Annotated in this window: 13 protein-coding genes; 5 read left to right on the plus strand and 8 right to left on the minus strand. The window is 62.2% G+C overall.

What is annotated here, in order from left to right; genetic code table 11:
• Positions 1-101: 101 nt before the first annotated feature.
• The 4 genes from WMO66_RS14210 to infC form a co-directional block, all read right to left on the minus strand.
• The gene (locus tag WMO66_RS14210; protein WP_349137011.1) at positions 102-695 is read right to left on the minus strand and encodes a cytidylate kinase-like family protein; all 594 of its coding nucleotides are present in this window, start codon (positions 693-695) and stop codon (positions 102-104) included.
• Positions 696-1,118: 423 nt separating this feature from the next.
• Complete coding sequence (gene rplT / locus WMO66_RS14215; RefSeq protein ID WP_349137012.1) at positions 1,119-1,472, minus strand: 50S ribosomal protein L20; 354 nt, start codon at positions 1,470-1,472, stop codon at positions 1,119-1,121.
• A 21-nt stretch (positions 1,473-1,493) separates the two neighbouring features.
• Positions 1,494-1,691, minus strand: coding sequence for a 50S ribosomal protein L35 (gene rpmI / locus WMO66_RS14220; protein ID WP_271385244.1), 198 nt, complete (start codon positions 1,689-1,691; stop codon positions 1,494-1,496).
• Positions 1,692-1,709: 18 nt separating this feature from the next.
• Positions 1,710-2,267 (minus strand): translation initiation factor IF-3, encoded by a 558-nt coding sequence (infC, locus tag WMO66_RS14225; RefSeq protein ID WP_349137022.1) that lies wholly within the window; start codon positions 2,265-2,267, stop codon positions 1,710-1,712.
• Positions 2,268-2,554: 287 nt separating this feature from the next.
• On the opposite strand from infC, the gene WMO66_RS14230 reads away from it, so the two are divergent.
• The 5 genes from WMO66_RS14230 to WMO66_RS14250 are packed head-to-tail and all read left to right on the plus strand — an operon-like array spanning position 2,555 to position 8,833.
• Entirely contained in the window at positions 2,555-3,304 is a 750-nt protein-coding gene (locus tag WMO66_RS14230; RefSeq protein ID WP_349137013.1) for a tyrosine-protein phosphatase, read from the plus strand.
• A gap of 17 nt (positions 3,305-3,321) precedes the next feature.
• On the plus strand, positions 3,322-4,146 hold the full coding sequence (locus WMO66_RS14235; RefSeq protein WP_349137014.1) for a hypothetical protein: 825 nt from the start codon (positions 3,322-3,324) through the stop codon (positions 4,144-4,146).
• A gap of 10 nt (positions 4,147-4,156) precedes the next feature.
• Positions 4,157-5,638: a tyrosine-protein kinase domain-containing protein gene (locus WMO66_RS14240; RefSeq protein ID WP_349137015.1), complete on the plus strand. Its 1,482-nt coding sequence runs from the start codon at positions 4,157-4,159 to the stop codon at positions 5,636-5,638.
• Entirely contained in the window at positions 5,610-7,067 is a 1,458-nt protein-coding gene (locus WMO66_RS14245) for a tyrosine-protein kinase domain-containing protein (protein WP_349137016.1), read from the plus strand. Before WMO66_RS14240 ends, WMO66_RS14245 begins: the two co-directional genes overlap by 29 nt.
• Before the next feature lie 11 nt (positions 7,068-7,078).
• On the plus strand, positions 7,079-8,833 hold the full coding sequence (locus WMO66_RS14250) for an ABC transporter ATP-binding protein (protein ID WP_349137017.1): 1,755 nt from the start codon (positions 7,079-7,081) through the stop codon (positions 8,831-8,833).
• A gap of 384 nt (positions 8,834-9,217) precedes the next feature.
• Here WMO66_RS14250 and WMO66_RS14255 read toward each other — a convergent pair whose 3' ends face one another.
• From WMO66_RS14255 to WMO66_RS14270, 4 genes are all read right to left on the minus strand, one after another.
• Positions 9,218-9,379, minus strand: a complete 162-nt coding sequence (locus WMO66_RS14255) for a hypothetical protein (RefSeq protein WP_349137018.1) — start codon at positions 9,377-9,379, stop codon at positions 9,218-9,220.
• Between the two features lie 18 nt (positions 9,380-9,397).
• Positions 9,398-10,810, minus strand: a complete 1,413-nt coding sequence (gene pyk / locus WMO66_RS14260) for a pyruvate kinase (protein ID WP_349137019.1) — start codon at positions 10,808-10,810, stop codon at positions 9,398-9,400.
• A gap of 266 nt (positions 10,811-11,076) precedes the next feature.
• Positions 11,077-13,251, minus strand: coding sequence for a DNA topoisomerase III (locus tag WMO66_RS14265; RefSeq protein ID WP_349137020.1), 2,175 nt, complete (start codon positions 13,249-13,251; stop codon positions 11,077-11,079).
• Positions 13,251-13,841, minus strand: coding sequence for a peptidylprolyl isomerase (locus WMO66_RS14270; protein WP_349137021.1), 591 nt, complete (start codon positions 13,839-13,841; stop codon positions 13,251-13,253). Before WMO66_RS14270 ends, WMO66_RS14265 begins: the two co-directional genes overlap by 1 nt.
• Positions 13,842-14,140: the final 299 nt, after the last annotated feature.

Here is a 14,140-nt window from a genome sequence, read left to right on the forward strand (position 1 = left end):
GGCTTTAATATGTGCAAGAACAGTCCCGGCAGACATTACTGCCGGGACTGAAACTGTCTTACGACCACCCGCATTTCTGGGCGGCCGCTTTGTTATGTTCCTTATTTGCAGAGCTGCACGATCATATCGGTGCAGGTGTCAACGCCGAGCGCACCGCTGTTGAGGCAGATATCATAATTCTGCGCCTGCCCCCAGACGCGGCCCGTATAGTTTTTGTAGTAGACCTTGCGCTTCTGGTCCTTCTCGGCGAGACGCTTCTCCGGTGCCTTCTGCGTCTGGCCGTAGCGCTCGACGATGCGGCGGGCGCGGCTGGCCATGTCGGAACAGATGAACACATGCAGACAGTCCTTCCGGTCGCGCAGGATATAGTCCGCGCAGCGGCCGACGATGACGCACTTGCCCTTTTCCGCCAGCTCCTCGATGATCTTGCTCTGCGTGATATAGAGCTGATCGTGCATGGAGAGGTTGTCGTGGCTGTAGCGCTCGGCCGTGGCCAGATAGAACAGCAGGCTGTTGCGGGCGTTGGCATATTCGCCGTGCTCCTCGATGTACTCCGGCGCAAAGCCGCTGCGCTTTGCGACCTCATCGACCAGCTCGCGGTCATAGAACGCATAGCCGAGCTTCTCTGCGACCTGCTTGCCGATGCTGCGGCCGCCGCTGCCGAATTCACGGCTGATCGTAATGATATTCTTCATGACGGTTTCCCCCCGTTCTTTTACATACAGCCTGCCGAATAAGTTCCCTCTGTCCTGGCAGGTTTTCGACAGTCTGATAGAAATAGTATAGCACACAATGCGCAAAAATGCAAAATGCAGGAATAAAAATTGCAAAAAAATCACCCTGACGAAAAATTCCCTCCGGGATTTTTCGTCAGGGAAAGCTTCGGCTGAGCAGATTTTTTGACAGTCTGTTCCGTGCATCAAAAAGCCTCGCAGAGTTCGCCGCCCGCAGGCGGCGAATCAATTGAAAAATACCGCTCAGTCCGCCAGTGTGCGGGGCGTCCGCTTTTGGCGGACGATCCGTGCGCGCAGCGGACTGCGATCTCCACGTCGGAAAAGCCCGCCGGGCTTTTCCGAAAAAAATCACCCCGCCGGAGCGGAGTGATTTTGGAAAAGCTATTACAGGGCCTTCTTGGCAGTCTCGACGAGAGCGCCGAACGCAGCGGCATCCGCAATTGCGAGCTCGGAAAGGCTCTTGCGGTTCATCTCGATGCCGGACTTCTTCAGGCCGTTCATGAAGCGGGAATAGTTCATGCCATAGGGCTTGACAGCGGCGGAGATACGAGCGATCCACAGGCGGCGGAAATCTCTCTTCTTCTGCTTACGGCCGATGTAGGCATAAACGCCGGACTTCTTGACGGCCTGCTTGGCCATCTTGAAATGGGTGGACTTGGAGCCCCAGTAGGACTTCGCAAGCTTCAGGGTCTTATTTCTTCTCTTGCGCGTCATCATCGCGCCTTTTACTCTTGCCATCTTTTGAATCCTCCTATCCGATTATTTGTACGGGATCATCTTTTTGATGCTCTCGACATTGGTGACATCCGCGTAGGTCGTGCTTCTCAGGCGACGGCCGCGCTTGGTGTCCTTCTTGGTGAGGATATGGCTCTTGAACGCGTGCGCTCTCTTGACCTTACCGGTCTTGGTGAGATTGAATCTCTTCTTCGCACCGCTGTGGGTTTTGAGTTTCGGCATGATTCTTCTCCTTTGTGATTATTTTGCATTCTTCGGCGACAGGAACAGCGTCATGAACCGGCCGTCGAGCTTGGGTTTTTTATCCACGTTTGCGACTTCGGCGCATCCCTCGCCAAACCGGATCAAAAGCTGCTCGCCGATGTCGGTATGCGCCATTTCACGCCCGCGGAAGCGCACCGTGACCTTCACGCGGTTGCCTTCCTTCAGGAATTTCATCGCGTTGCGCATTTTCACATTCAGGTCGTTCGTGTCGATGCCCGGGGACATGCGGATCTCCTTGATCTCGACGACGCGCTGATTCTTCCGGGCTTCCTTTTCCTTCTTGAGCTGGTCAAAGCGGAACTTGCCGTAGTCCATGATCTTGCACACGGGGGGAACGGCGTTGGGCGAGATCTTCACAAGGTCGAGCTCCTGCTCCTCTGCCTGGGCCAGCGCCTCCTGTGCGGAGACGATGCCGAGCATGGTGCCGTCCGCTGCGATCAGGCGGATCTCCTTATCCCGGATCTCCTCATTGAGCTGATGATCTAATTTGCCGATGGTAAAGCACCTCCAAACAAAAAATTGCGGATGCCGCAGCACCCGCAACCGAACACACCGCGCCCAAAGCGCAGCGAGACTCGATATCAGACCCCTTTGCCTTCGCTTGGGGTGAGGTCGGGGCTGCCGGCCTTCTTCGTTTTGCGGAACTATTTTAGCACGGAAGTTCCGTGATGTCAAGCATGATTTTTTCTTTATCGCAGGCTTTTTCCGCAGAATCCAAACGAAAAAGTTGAATTCTCCCGAGAAATATGCTATTCTATTTAAGAAATCATCTGTCGGTCCCACAGTCTGCCTGCTGTGCCCCGACGCGGAAAGGACGGGCCATGATCGACCTGCATTGTCATATTCTCCCCGGCGTGGACGACGGCTCTCCCGACGCGGAGATCTCGCTTTCCATGGCGCGCCACGCCGCCGAGAGCGGCGTCACGGCCATTGCCGTCACGCCGCACTGCAACCTGCCCGGCTTCCGCCGCAATTACCGCGGCCCGGACTACCGCAGGCAGCTGAACGACCTGCGCGAGCTGCTGACGCAGGAAAACATTCCGCTGCGGCTGTACTCCGGCGCGGAGGTGTTTGCGGACCCCTCGAACATCCGCACACTCATTGAACAGCATGAGCTCATCACGCTCGGCGGCTCACGGTATCTGCTCGTAGAATTTGACTTTGGACTGCCCGGCTCCGTGCTGCTGCGGACGCTCGAGGCCATCGCGCAGCGCGGCCTTGTGCCCGTTGTGGCCCATCCGGAGCGCTATGACGCCGTGCAGCGCGACCCCGGCCTTGCCGCATGGTGCTTTTCCCGCGGGATGCTGCTGCAGCTGAACAAGGGCAGCCTGCTCGGTCTGCTCGGCAGCCGTGCAGAGGACACCGCCCTGCACCTGCTCTCGCACGGTCTGGCGCATGTCATCGCGAGCGACGCCCACGACGACCGCTTCCGCACAACGGGCTTCCGGTCGCTTCTGCCGGTGCTCGAGCCCATATGCCACCCCGATTATATCGCGCTGCTCCTGCACGGAAATCCCCGCAGGATCCTGCGCGATGAACCGATCCCCATTCCGCCGCTTCAATCCGACTGACCCGCAGGAGGCTTTTCATGAGGAAATTACAGATCACCCTGATCGCCCTGTTTCTGGCCGTTGCCATTGCATTCTGCGCCGTGTTCCTGCACGACCGCCTGACGGCCGATCATACCGCACCCCGCATCGTCTCGGACGGCGTTCCGCTGGAGGTCAGCGTCAATGCTACGGACGCCGAGCTCTGCGCCGGTCTGACCGCAGCGGACGACCGCGACGGCGACCTCACCGACCGCATCATCGTCCGCCGCGTCTCGCAGCTCACGGGCGCGAACAGCGCGCAGGCGACCTACACCGTGTTTGACAGCGCCTCAAACTTCTGCACGTTCACGCGGCCGATCTACTACACGGATTATCACAAGCCGCGCTTCTCCCTGTCGCAGCCGCTCGTCTACGGCGTCGGCAGCACCGTCACCCTGCTCGACCGTCTGAAGGCCGAGGATGTGCTTGACGGCGATCTCACGGACAAGATGCGCCTGACGCTCGTGAACCTGTCCGTCGGCACCGAGGGCGACTACCGCATCCGTGTGCAGGTCACAAACAGTGCGGGCGACACGTCCATGCTCTCCCTGACCGTGATGATCCGCAACCGCACGGCCCGGCATCCCGTCATCACGCTTTCGGATTACCTCGTCTATGCCACGGGAGATGAGACACCGGAGGATTACCGCAGCCTGATCGCCTCCGTGCTGCAGTCGGAGCACGGGGCGAGCGTCGATCCGTCGAAGGTCGAGATCTCCGGGAAGATCGACCACGAGCATCCGGGCAGCTATGACGTGCTCTTCTCCTATACGAACGACGCCGGCCTGGAGAGCTCCGTCATTCTGACCGTCGTCGTGGAGTAAGGGGGCAGCCATGAAAGAACAGAAAACGACCAAATGGTCCAACTTCAATCCGCTGTGCCTTGCGCGCCATGTGCTGCGCAATCTCTGGATGACCGTTCTGGCCGGGCTCATCTGCGTTATGGCGGTCTATCTGCTGCAGACGCTCGTGTCCAAGCCGAGCTATGACAGCCAGGTCACCTTCGCCGTGACGAGCCGCAGCGCCTCCGCCACAGCCTCCGGCAGCATCGCCGTGACGGACTCCGTGGCGAGCCAGTTCGGCGAGCTGCTGCAGAGCAACCCCGTCCGCACCGCCGCTGCCGCCGAAATGGGCCTGAACGCCTTCCCGGGGACGTGCAGCGTCGATGTGCCGGAGAACACGAACATCCTCATTCTGACCGTCACTGCCCCGACGCCGGAGCTTGCCTTTCGCGGGGCGCTGGCCGTGATGGACTGCTACGAAGCCTATGCGGACTTCATCCTCGCCTCGGCCGTGCTGAACCCCATCAACGGCCCGACGCTCCCGTCGCAGCCCAGCGCGCAGGCCTCGCGCGACCGTCTGCTCAGGCTGGCTGGGCCCATCGGCGCGTTGGCCATGATCGCAGTCCTGCTGCTTCTCGCCGTCTCGCAGGAGACGGTGCAGACCGTCCCCGGCGCGCGCGATCAGCTCGATACGAAGCTGCTCGCCACCCTGCGCCACGAGCGCAAGCGCGGCGCGCTGCTGCGAAATAAAAAATCCGCCCTGCTCATCTCGGACCCGACCTGCAGCTTCTATTACACCGAAACGGTCCATCAGCTCCGCGCGCAGGTGGAGCGGGCACATGAAAAGGATGGCCGGCAGGTCTTCCTCATCACGAGCTGCGCAGAGAACGAGGGCAAATCCACCGTCGCAGCCAATCTTGCCCTGTCACTGGCACAGAAGCATCAGCGCGTGCTGCTGCTGGACGCCGACCTGCGCAAGCCTGCGCAGTCGCTGATCTTTTCGGCCTCGCCTGCCCCCGGCACAGACCTTGGCTATCTCATCACGCACCGCCCGGACCGCGAGGCGCTGGAAAAGGCCATTGTCCGTGATGAAGCGACCGGCCTGTCCCATCTCTACGCCGCGCCGCTGCGCCGCAGCCAGAGCGAGGCGCTCAGCCCGGATTCATTCCGTCCGCTGCTCGATGCGCTGCGCGAGAGCTATTCCTACATTCTCATCGACACGCCACCCTTCAGCTTCTTCGCCGATGCCGAGGTGCTGGCCGATGCAGCCGATGCCGCGATCCTCGTCGTCCGGCAGGACCTCGTCCCCGCCGCCGTCATTAACGACACCATCGACGATCTGAACGCCGCCCACGCCGCGCTGCTTGGCTGCGTGCTCAATAATTATCAGTCGTTCCACTTCGGCAGCCGTCTCGGCGGCTATGGCTACGGCTACGGCTATGGCAGCTACGGCGGAAAATACGGCTATTACGGCTACGGCAGCAAGCAAGGAAAGGAGGCCGCCCATGGAAGAACAGACGACGCAAGGAATTGACCTTTCCGTTTTCCTGCACAATTTCCGCCGCACCCTGCAGCACTTTTTCTGGGTCCCGATCGTGCTCGGTCTGCTGCTCGGCGGCGTGAGCTGGCTGCGCGCCGCGCGCAGCTATGCCCCGGTCTATCAGAGCTCCGCCGTGTTCTCCGTCAGCGCGGGCTTCTCGTCCTCGACGGATATCCTCAGCCACAGCACCTATCTCGACAGCAACGCCGCCGCGCAGCTCTCGGCCACGTTCCCCTATGTCCTGCAGAGCGATCGCATGCAGCTGCTGCTCCAGCAGGAGCTGGGCGATCAGCGTGCTCCCGTCAGCCTGTCGGCCAGCTCTGTGGCGGATGCCGCCCTGTTCACGCTGACGGCAACGGGCAGCGATCCGCAGGCCGTCTATGACACGCTGCTGGCCGCCATCGAGGTCTACCCCGCTGCGGCGACCACCATTCTGGGCGACACGCAGATCCAAGTCATTGACCAGCCGGTCGAGCCGTCCGCTGCGCCCATCAACGCCAACACGGCTCTGCAGACCGGCATCCGCCGCGGCGTCGTCGGGCTGGTCCTCGGCCTCGTCCTTGTGGCGCTGCTCTCCCTGACGCGCCGCACCGTTCACTCTGCCGAGGACCTGCACCGCCTCATCAGTCTGTCCTGCCTCTCCTCCATCCCCGCCGTGCGCCGCGGAAAGCGCACCCGCCGCGAGGCTCCCTCGCTTCTGCTGACGCATGCGGGCACCGGCTCCGACTTCTCCGAGGCCATGCGCAACCTCAGCCTGAAGCTGCAGCGTATCACCTCGAAGCACGGCGCAAAGGTCGTTCTCATCACGAGCACCGTCCCCGGCGAGGGCAAAACGACCGTTGCATCGAACCTCGCACTGGCGCTGGCCGCCGAGGGCAAGCGCGTCATCCTCATCGACGGCGACCTGCGCAAGCAGTCGCTCAAGCCGCTGTTCGGCATTGGCGCGCACTCCGACGGCCTTGTCGAGGTGCTCAGTGGCAAGGCGAAGAACTTCCGCCTGCTGCCCGTTCCGGATTCCGGCCTGCTGCTGCTCTCCGGCGACGGCACTGTCGCCCAGCCGCAGCGCCTGCTCGGCTCGCCGCGCATGGGCCAGATTTTGGAGCTGCTGCGGCAGAAGCTCGACTACATCCTCATCGATACGCCGCCTGCAGGCGTTCTGTCCGACGCTGCAGCGCTGGCCAAATATGCCGACGGCGCTATTTACGTCGTGCGGCAGGATATGGCAAACTCCGTCCAGATCGTCAACTCCGTCCAGTCGCTCTCCGGCGCCGTGCCGCTGTATGGCTGCGTGCTGAACTGCACGCAGGCCGGAACGACGCGCTCGGGCTATCGCTATGGCTACCGCTACGGCTATCAGTACGGCTACAGCAGCCACTACAGCCACTATAGCCACTACAGCTCCGACGCAGGCGACCAGCGCTGAGGAGGGCGGGCATGTCTCTGATTCGAAAGCTCCGCGACCGCCTGCAGGGCGCGACGCTGCACGACCTCTGGGTCGAAACGCGCTGGGTCCTGCACCACAGCAAGCGCTACCGCCGCTCCATTGCGGCCTATGTACTGCTCGGCATCGCCTCCATTGCGCTGAGCCTGCTGTCGAGTCTCTCCTCGCGTGAGCTCATCAACGCCATCGTCTATCTGCAGGGCGGCGGACGGCGCGTGCTGTTCTGCGGCGTCACCGTCGTGCTGCTGGCAGGCTCGACCATCGTGCTCAATGCTCTTGTCAGCCGTTTCAGTGCAAAGATCAACCTCCGTGTCGGCAACGAGCTGCGCGCCGAGGTCTTCGGCATGTTCCTGAACACGGACTGGGAATCCCTGCAGCAGTTCCACTCCGGCGATCTGCTCAGCCGCATCAACACGGACGTGTCCAATGTGGCGGGCAGCGTGCTTGGCTGGATCCCGTCCCTTATCCTGCGTCTGACGCAGTTTCTGGCCTCGCTGGCCGTCATTCTGGTCTACGACCCGACCATGGCAGTGCTGGCCCTGCTGAGCGCGCCCGTGACGCTGCTGCTGTCGCGGCCGCTTGTGGGAAAAATGCGCAGCTTCAACCGCGATATGCGCGCCGTCGGCAGCGAAATGACGGCCTTTCAGGAGGAGACGCTGCAGAACATCCCCGCCATCAAGGCCTTCCACCTCGTCGATGCCTTCCGCGAGAGGCTCGATCGCGTGCAGGAGCGGTATTATGACACCGGCATCGCGTTTCAGCGCTTCTCCATTCTGACCTCGTCGTTCCTCTCGTCGTGCGGCATGCTCGTAAGCTACCTCTGCCTCGGCTGGGGTGCTTACCGCCTGTGGCAGGGCCGGATCGACTTCGGCACGATGGTGCTGTTCCTGCAGCTGGCGTCCTATCTCTCCTCGTCGCTCAGCGCGCTCATCCATCTGGTCCCCTCCGCCATCGAGGCCTCCGTCTCCGCGCGGCGCATCATGTCCGTGCTGGAGCTGCCGCGGGAGCGGCTCGACCACCCGGAGCGCGCACAGCGGCTCGTCCGCGAGGGCGTTCCGCTGACGCTGTCGCTGCAGGGGCTGGAGTTTTCCTATCAGGGCCGCGCGCCCGTTCTGAAGCAGCTGGATCTGCAGGTGCAGCCGCATGAGATGATCGCCATCGTCGGCCCGTCCGGCAGCGGCAAGACGACGCTGTTCCGTCTGCTGCTTGGCCTGCTCCGCCCGACGGGCGGCAGCGCCGTGCTGACCGGCGGCGGCGAGGCGCTGGACGTCTCCCCCTCCACACGCTGCTGCTTTGCCTATGTGCCGCAGGACAACGTGATCTTCTCCGGCACCGTGGCCGAGACGCTCCGCCTTGTGCGGCCGAACGCCCCGGAGGAGGCCCTGTGGGCCGCGCTGCGCGCCGCCTGCGCCGAGGATTTCGTCCGCGGCCTGCCCGGCGGGCTGGACTGCCCGCTGCGCGAACGCGGCGGCTCGCTGTCCGAAGGCCAGAACCAGCGGCTGGCCATTGCGCGCGCCATTCTGGCCGATGCTCCTATCCTGCTGCTCGACGAGGTGACGTCGGCGCTTGATCTGGAGACGGAACAGCGCGTGCTCGAGAACATCGCCGCCCTGCCCGGCAAGACGTGCATCCTCAGCACCCACCGGCCGAGCGTGCTGTCGCTGTGCAGCCGCGTTTACCGTCTGCACAATGCCGCGCTCGAGCTCCTGCCGGAGTCCGAGTGGCGCAGATTATACCGGAATAATTGACGAAAACGGACGCACCCGCGCGGGTGCGTCCGAATTTTTTCATCTGGGGCAGCTAGAGCATGCAGCGGTGTTCCCTGAGCGCCCAGCAGAGGACAATTCAATCGCAAAAGGGCACAGGTGCGCCGCCGCATTTCCCTGAATTGTCATTGCGAGGAGGCGCAGCCGACGTGGCAATCTCGCAGTACCCGCTTGGATAACAGGGAAACCATCGGCGATATCGTAGCCGCCTTTCCGAGATTGCCGCGGCCCCTCCGGGGCCTCGCAATGCCAATTCAGGCAAGTGCCGTAGTACATCAGCACCCTTACACAGTTCAATTACCCTGTACAAGGCGGTCACTGACCGCCGCTACAGACGCAATCGGTTTGTGCGCTTTTTTACGACAGTCAGTGCGAACTGCGGTCCCCTAACTGAGATTGCCGCGTCGCTTTGCTCCTCGCAATCATCACGTTTTTTGAACACCACGATAAACGAAAATGCGGGAACGGCTCGTTCGGCAGGCGGATGTCTGCCTGATGTGCCTCGTCGATCTCCCGAATTTCGATCATAGCTGCTGCCTCCGGCCGTCAGACCGCCTCGATCTTGATAAGATTGGTGTTGCCGGACTTACCGTTCGTGATGCCGCCGGTCATAACAACATTGTCGCCCGGCTGCAGGTGCATCGTGTCGCGGGCGGCGCGCAGTGCATGATAGAACAGCACGTCCGTGGAGTTGAACTGCTCGCTCAGCACCGGCAGCACGCCCCACGACAGCGAGAGCTTATACCACACGCGCTTGTTCGTCGCCATACCGACGATGTCCGTCGGTGCACGGAAGCGCGAGACCATCCGGACCGTCATGCCGGACATAGACGTCACAACGATGACCTTGGCCCCGATGTCGATGGCCATGCCACACGTTGCGTGGGAAATGGCGTCCACGCGGTCGTGGATGACAAATTCGTTCGTGCGGAAGCGCTTGGCGTAGTCGATGTGGCGCTCCGTCTCCTCAGCGATCTCCGCCATGGTCCGCACGGTCTCCACCGGATACTTGCCCGCGGCTGACTCGCCGGAAAGCATGACGGCGCTCGTGCCGTCATAGACGGCGTTGGCCACATCAGAGATCTCCGCACGCGTCGGGCGCGGATTGTGGATCATAGATTCAAGCATTTCCGTAGCCGTGATGACGCGCTTGCCGAGCAGGCGGCACTTCGTGATGAGGTATTTCTGAATGGCGGGCAGCTCCGTGAACGGGACCTCCACACCGAGGTCGCCGCGTGCGACCATGATGCCGTCACAGACCTCGCTGATCTCCTCAATGTTGTCCACGCCCGCGCGGTTCTCGATCTTGGCGATGATGTCGATGTCCTCGCCACCGTTGGCGTGCAGGAAGCCGCGCAGATCGAGCAGGTCCTGCTTGCACGAGACAAACGAGGCCGCGACAAAATCCACGCCGTTGCGGATGCCGAACAGAAGGTCGTCCTTGTCCTGCTCGCTGAGATAGATCTGGTGCAGGACCTTGTTCGGGAAGCTCATGCTCTTGCGGTTGGAAAGCTCGCCGCCCACGACGACGCGGCAGTGCACGTCCGTCTCCGTGAGGTCCTGCACCTCGAAGATCACAAGACCGTTGTTCACGAGCACGCGGTCACCTACGGCCAGATCATGCGGCAGGCCGGCGTAATTCACGCTGACGATCGTCTCGTCGCCCTCGACCGGGCGCGTTGTGAACGTAAAGGCATCGCCGTCATGCAGCTCGATATGCCCCGCGGCAAACGTGCCGATGCGGTACTCCGGGCCCTTCGTATCGAGCATGATGGCGATCGGCAGACCAAGCTCCTCGCGCACCTGCTTGATCATGTCGATCTTGGCCTGATGCTCGGCATGGGTGCCGTGCGAAAAATTCAGGCGGGCCACATTCATGCCCGCGCGGCACATATCGGCAAACACGGCCGGGTCACTGCTGGCCGGGCCGATGGTACAGACGATCTTTGTTTTCCTCATAGCGATAATCCCCTTTCGCCGCATACCGCGGCATAAAAAAAGACAGGACGGCAGTCCTGTCCGATCCGTGTGCCGCACAGAAGCACGGCACAGCCGATCCAGCAGGAATAGGGCCCCACGACCCTATGACAGACTCCACCGCTCCTGCTGTCCCATATTCTCACGGGAATTATTGTAGCAAACATCCCCGCCGGTGTCAATTCCCGGTGCAGAACGGAGCCGCACGAATTTCGCCGTGCAGCTCCGTGATTTTTGTTAAGAATGCCCTACTTTTGATTTTTCTCAAGCCACTTGGCCAGTGCGTCGGCCATGCCGCTGTTCACAGGCTTGTCATCCTTCTGCTGCTGCAGATACTTTGCCACATCGCGCTTGCCCGCCCCGGCACTTTTGCGCCGCTCCTGGAAGGCGGAGAGCTTTTCCCGGTAGCCGCAGACGCAGGCGAACATCTGATTCTCACCCTCGCCGCGCAGCTCCATTTTCTTGAAGCAGTTCGGGCAGCGTGCGTTCGTCACCTGCGTGACGCTTTTGCGATAGCCGCACTCGCGGTCCGGGCAGACGAGCATCTCGCCGCGCTTTCCCTTGACGAGCAGCAGGAACTTGCCGCAGTCCGGGCAGGTCTTGCGCGTCTGGTTGTCGTGGGTGTATTTCGCATCGCTTGCCTTGACGGCCGCAACGAGACGCGACGCATAGGCGCGCATTTCCTCGACGAATTTTGCGTCGCGCTCCTGTCCCTTTGCGATCCGGGCAAGGCGGTCCTCCCACTGTGCCGTGAGCGCAGCCGAGCGGAGGTCCTCCGGGGCCAGCTCCACAAGCTGCATGCCCTTGGACGTCGGGACGAGCTCCTTACCGCGCCGCTCGATATAAAATGCAGAGAACAGCTTTTCGATGATGTCCGCGCGCGTGGCAGGCGTGCCAAGGCCGCTTGTCTCCGCCAGGATCTTCTGCAGGGCCTTGTCTGTGACCTGCGCCTGCGGATGCTCCATGGCCGTCAGCAGCGTCGCCTCCGTATAGCGCGGCGGAGGCGGCGTCTTGCCCACCGCAACGGACGCGCCGAGGATCGACAGCCTCTGCCCCTGCTCCAGCGCCGGGAGTGTCTGCGGCTCGTCTTCTTCCTCGTCCTCCAGCCGGAAGCTGCGGTCATAGACCCTGCGCCAGCCCGGCTCCGAGACGATGCGGCCCTTGGCCGTGAAGTCATGGTCCCCGGCGCGCAGCGTCAGCTCGACCTCCTCATAGGCACACGGCGGCATCAGCACCGCAAGGAAGCGGCGCACGACGAGGTCATAAATATTCCGCTCCGGCCCGGAAAGCTGCCACAGATCCGGGGCCTCCTCCGTGGGGATGATGGCGTGATGATCCGTGACCTTGGCATTGTTCACCAGATATCTGGTCGAAAGCGGGCGGCGGCGCATCAGCTCCTGCGCAAAGGGCTTGTAGTCCCCTGTCATCACGGCACGCAGGCGGTCCGGCAGCGTCGGAACGACGTCGTCGGAGATATAGCGCGAGTCCGTGCGCGGATAGGTCAGCAGCTTGTGCTGCTCATAGAGGGCCTGCATAAGATTCAGCGTTTCCTTTGCGGAATAGGCGTATTTTTTATTCGCATCGCGCTGCAGCTCCGTCAGGTCATAGGCCGCAGGCGGCGGCGTCATGCGGCGCATCCGGCGCACCTGCCGGATGGTGCAGGTCCCTGTGCGGCAGGCCTCGGCGATCCGCTCGGCCAGCGCGCGGTCAAATGTGCGGCTGCTTCCGTTTGCATCGCGCCAGACGGCCGTAAAGCCCGCGAGCTTCAGCCGGACGCCGTAGAACTCCTTCGGCACGAAGCTGCGGATCTCCCGCTCCCGCGCGGCGATCAGGGCCAGCGTCGGTGTCTGCACGCGCCCGGCCGAGAGCTGCGCATTGTATTTGCACGTCAGGGCGCGCGTCACGTTCAGGCCGACGAGCCAGTCGGCCTCGCTGCGCGCCTGCGCGGAGCGGAACAGATTTTCATAGTCCGCCGCCGGGCGCAGATCTGCAAAGCCGTCGCGGATGGCCTTGTCTGTCTGGGACGAGATCCAAAGCCGCTTTGCAGGCTTGTTCCAGCCCGCCTTGGCCATGATCCAGCGCGCAACGAGCTCACCCTCGCGCCCGGCATCCGTGGCGATGATGAGGCCGGTGATGTCGCTGCGCTTCATCAGGCCCTGCACCACGCGGAATTGCCGCGCCGTCTGCGGGATGACGACGAGCTTCCTATGCTGCGGGAGCATCGGCAGGTCGGCCATGTCCCACTTCTCCCACTTTTTCTCATAGACGTCCGGGTCGGCCAGCGTGACCAGATGCCCGAGCGCCCAGGTGACAACATAGCGGTCGCCTTCCAGATAGCCCTCGCCGCCGCGCCTGCAGCCAAGCACGCGAGCCAGCTCCCGGCCGACGGAGGGCTTTTCCGCCAGAACGAGCTGTCTGCCCATCAGTCGATGACGCGGACGGCCGTGATGGCCGGCTGCTCCGCTGCGGGGATCGTGCCGTTGCCGTCCGTCGGCTGCGCGTCCTTGCAGATCTGGTCGACGATGTCCATGCCGGACGTCACATAGCCGAAGCAGGCATACTGGCCGTCCAGAAAGGTCGAATCGCTCTGCACGATGAAGAACTGTGAGCTCGCGCTGTCCATGCTGACGCTGTTGCGGGCCATGGAGATCGCGCCGCGCGTATGCGACAGGTTATTTTCCACACCGTTGGCGGAGAATTCGCCCTTGATCGTCTCATCCGAGCCGCCCATGCCGGTGCCCTCGGGGTCTCCGCCCTGGATCATGAAGCCGTCGATGATGCGGTGGAAGGTCAGGCCGTCATAGAAGCCATCTTTTGCCAGCTTCAGGAAGTTTTCGACCGTGATGGGTGCGGCATCGCCGTCCAGCTCCACGGCGATGGTGCCGTAATCCTGCACCTCGATCTCCACATGGTGCTTTCCGGCCGAGCCGGACGTGTTGTCGTCCTTGCTGCAGGCAGCAAAGACGCAGACGGCCAGCGCCGCCGCAAGGATCAGAGAAAGCCAACGTTTCATGATAAATTCCTCCAGTTTTTATGTCATTTATTTCGTATGTTATCGGGTCTGGGCATGTCCCGACCGGCTGTACGCCTGCAGTTCGTGCAGGCTGCCAAAAAATAAAGTTAGCCTGTAGCGGCGGTCAGTGACCGCCCAGTCAGGGGGGATTTAACCGCAGGAGGGCACTGGTGCACCGCCGCACTCCCCTGACGTGTCATTGCGAGGAGCGAAAGCGACGCGGCAATCTCGCAGGGCCCGGCCGGATCGTGGGAAAGCGATCGGCGAAATCGTAACTGCCTGCCCGAGATTGCCACGTC

It is taken from the genome of Faecousia intestinalis (assembly GCF_040096185.1).
In the GTDB taxonomy this organism is placed as follows: Bacteria; Bacillota; Clostridia; order Oscillospirales; family Oscillospiraceae; genus JAZOXB01.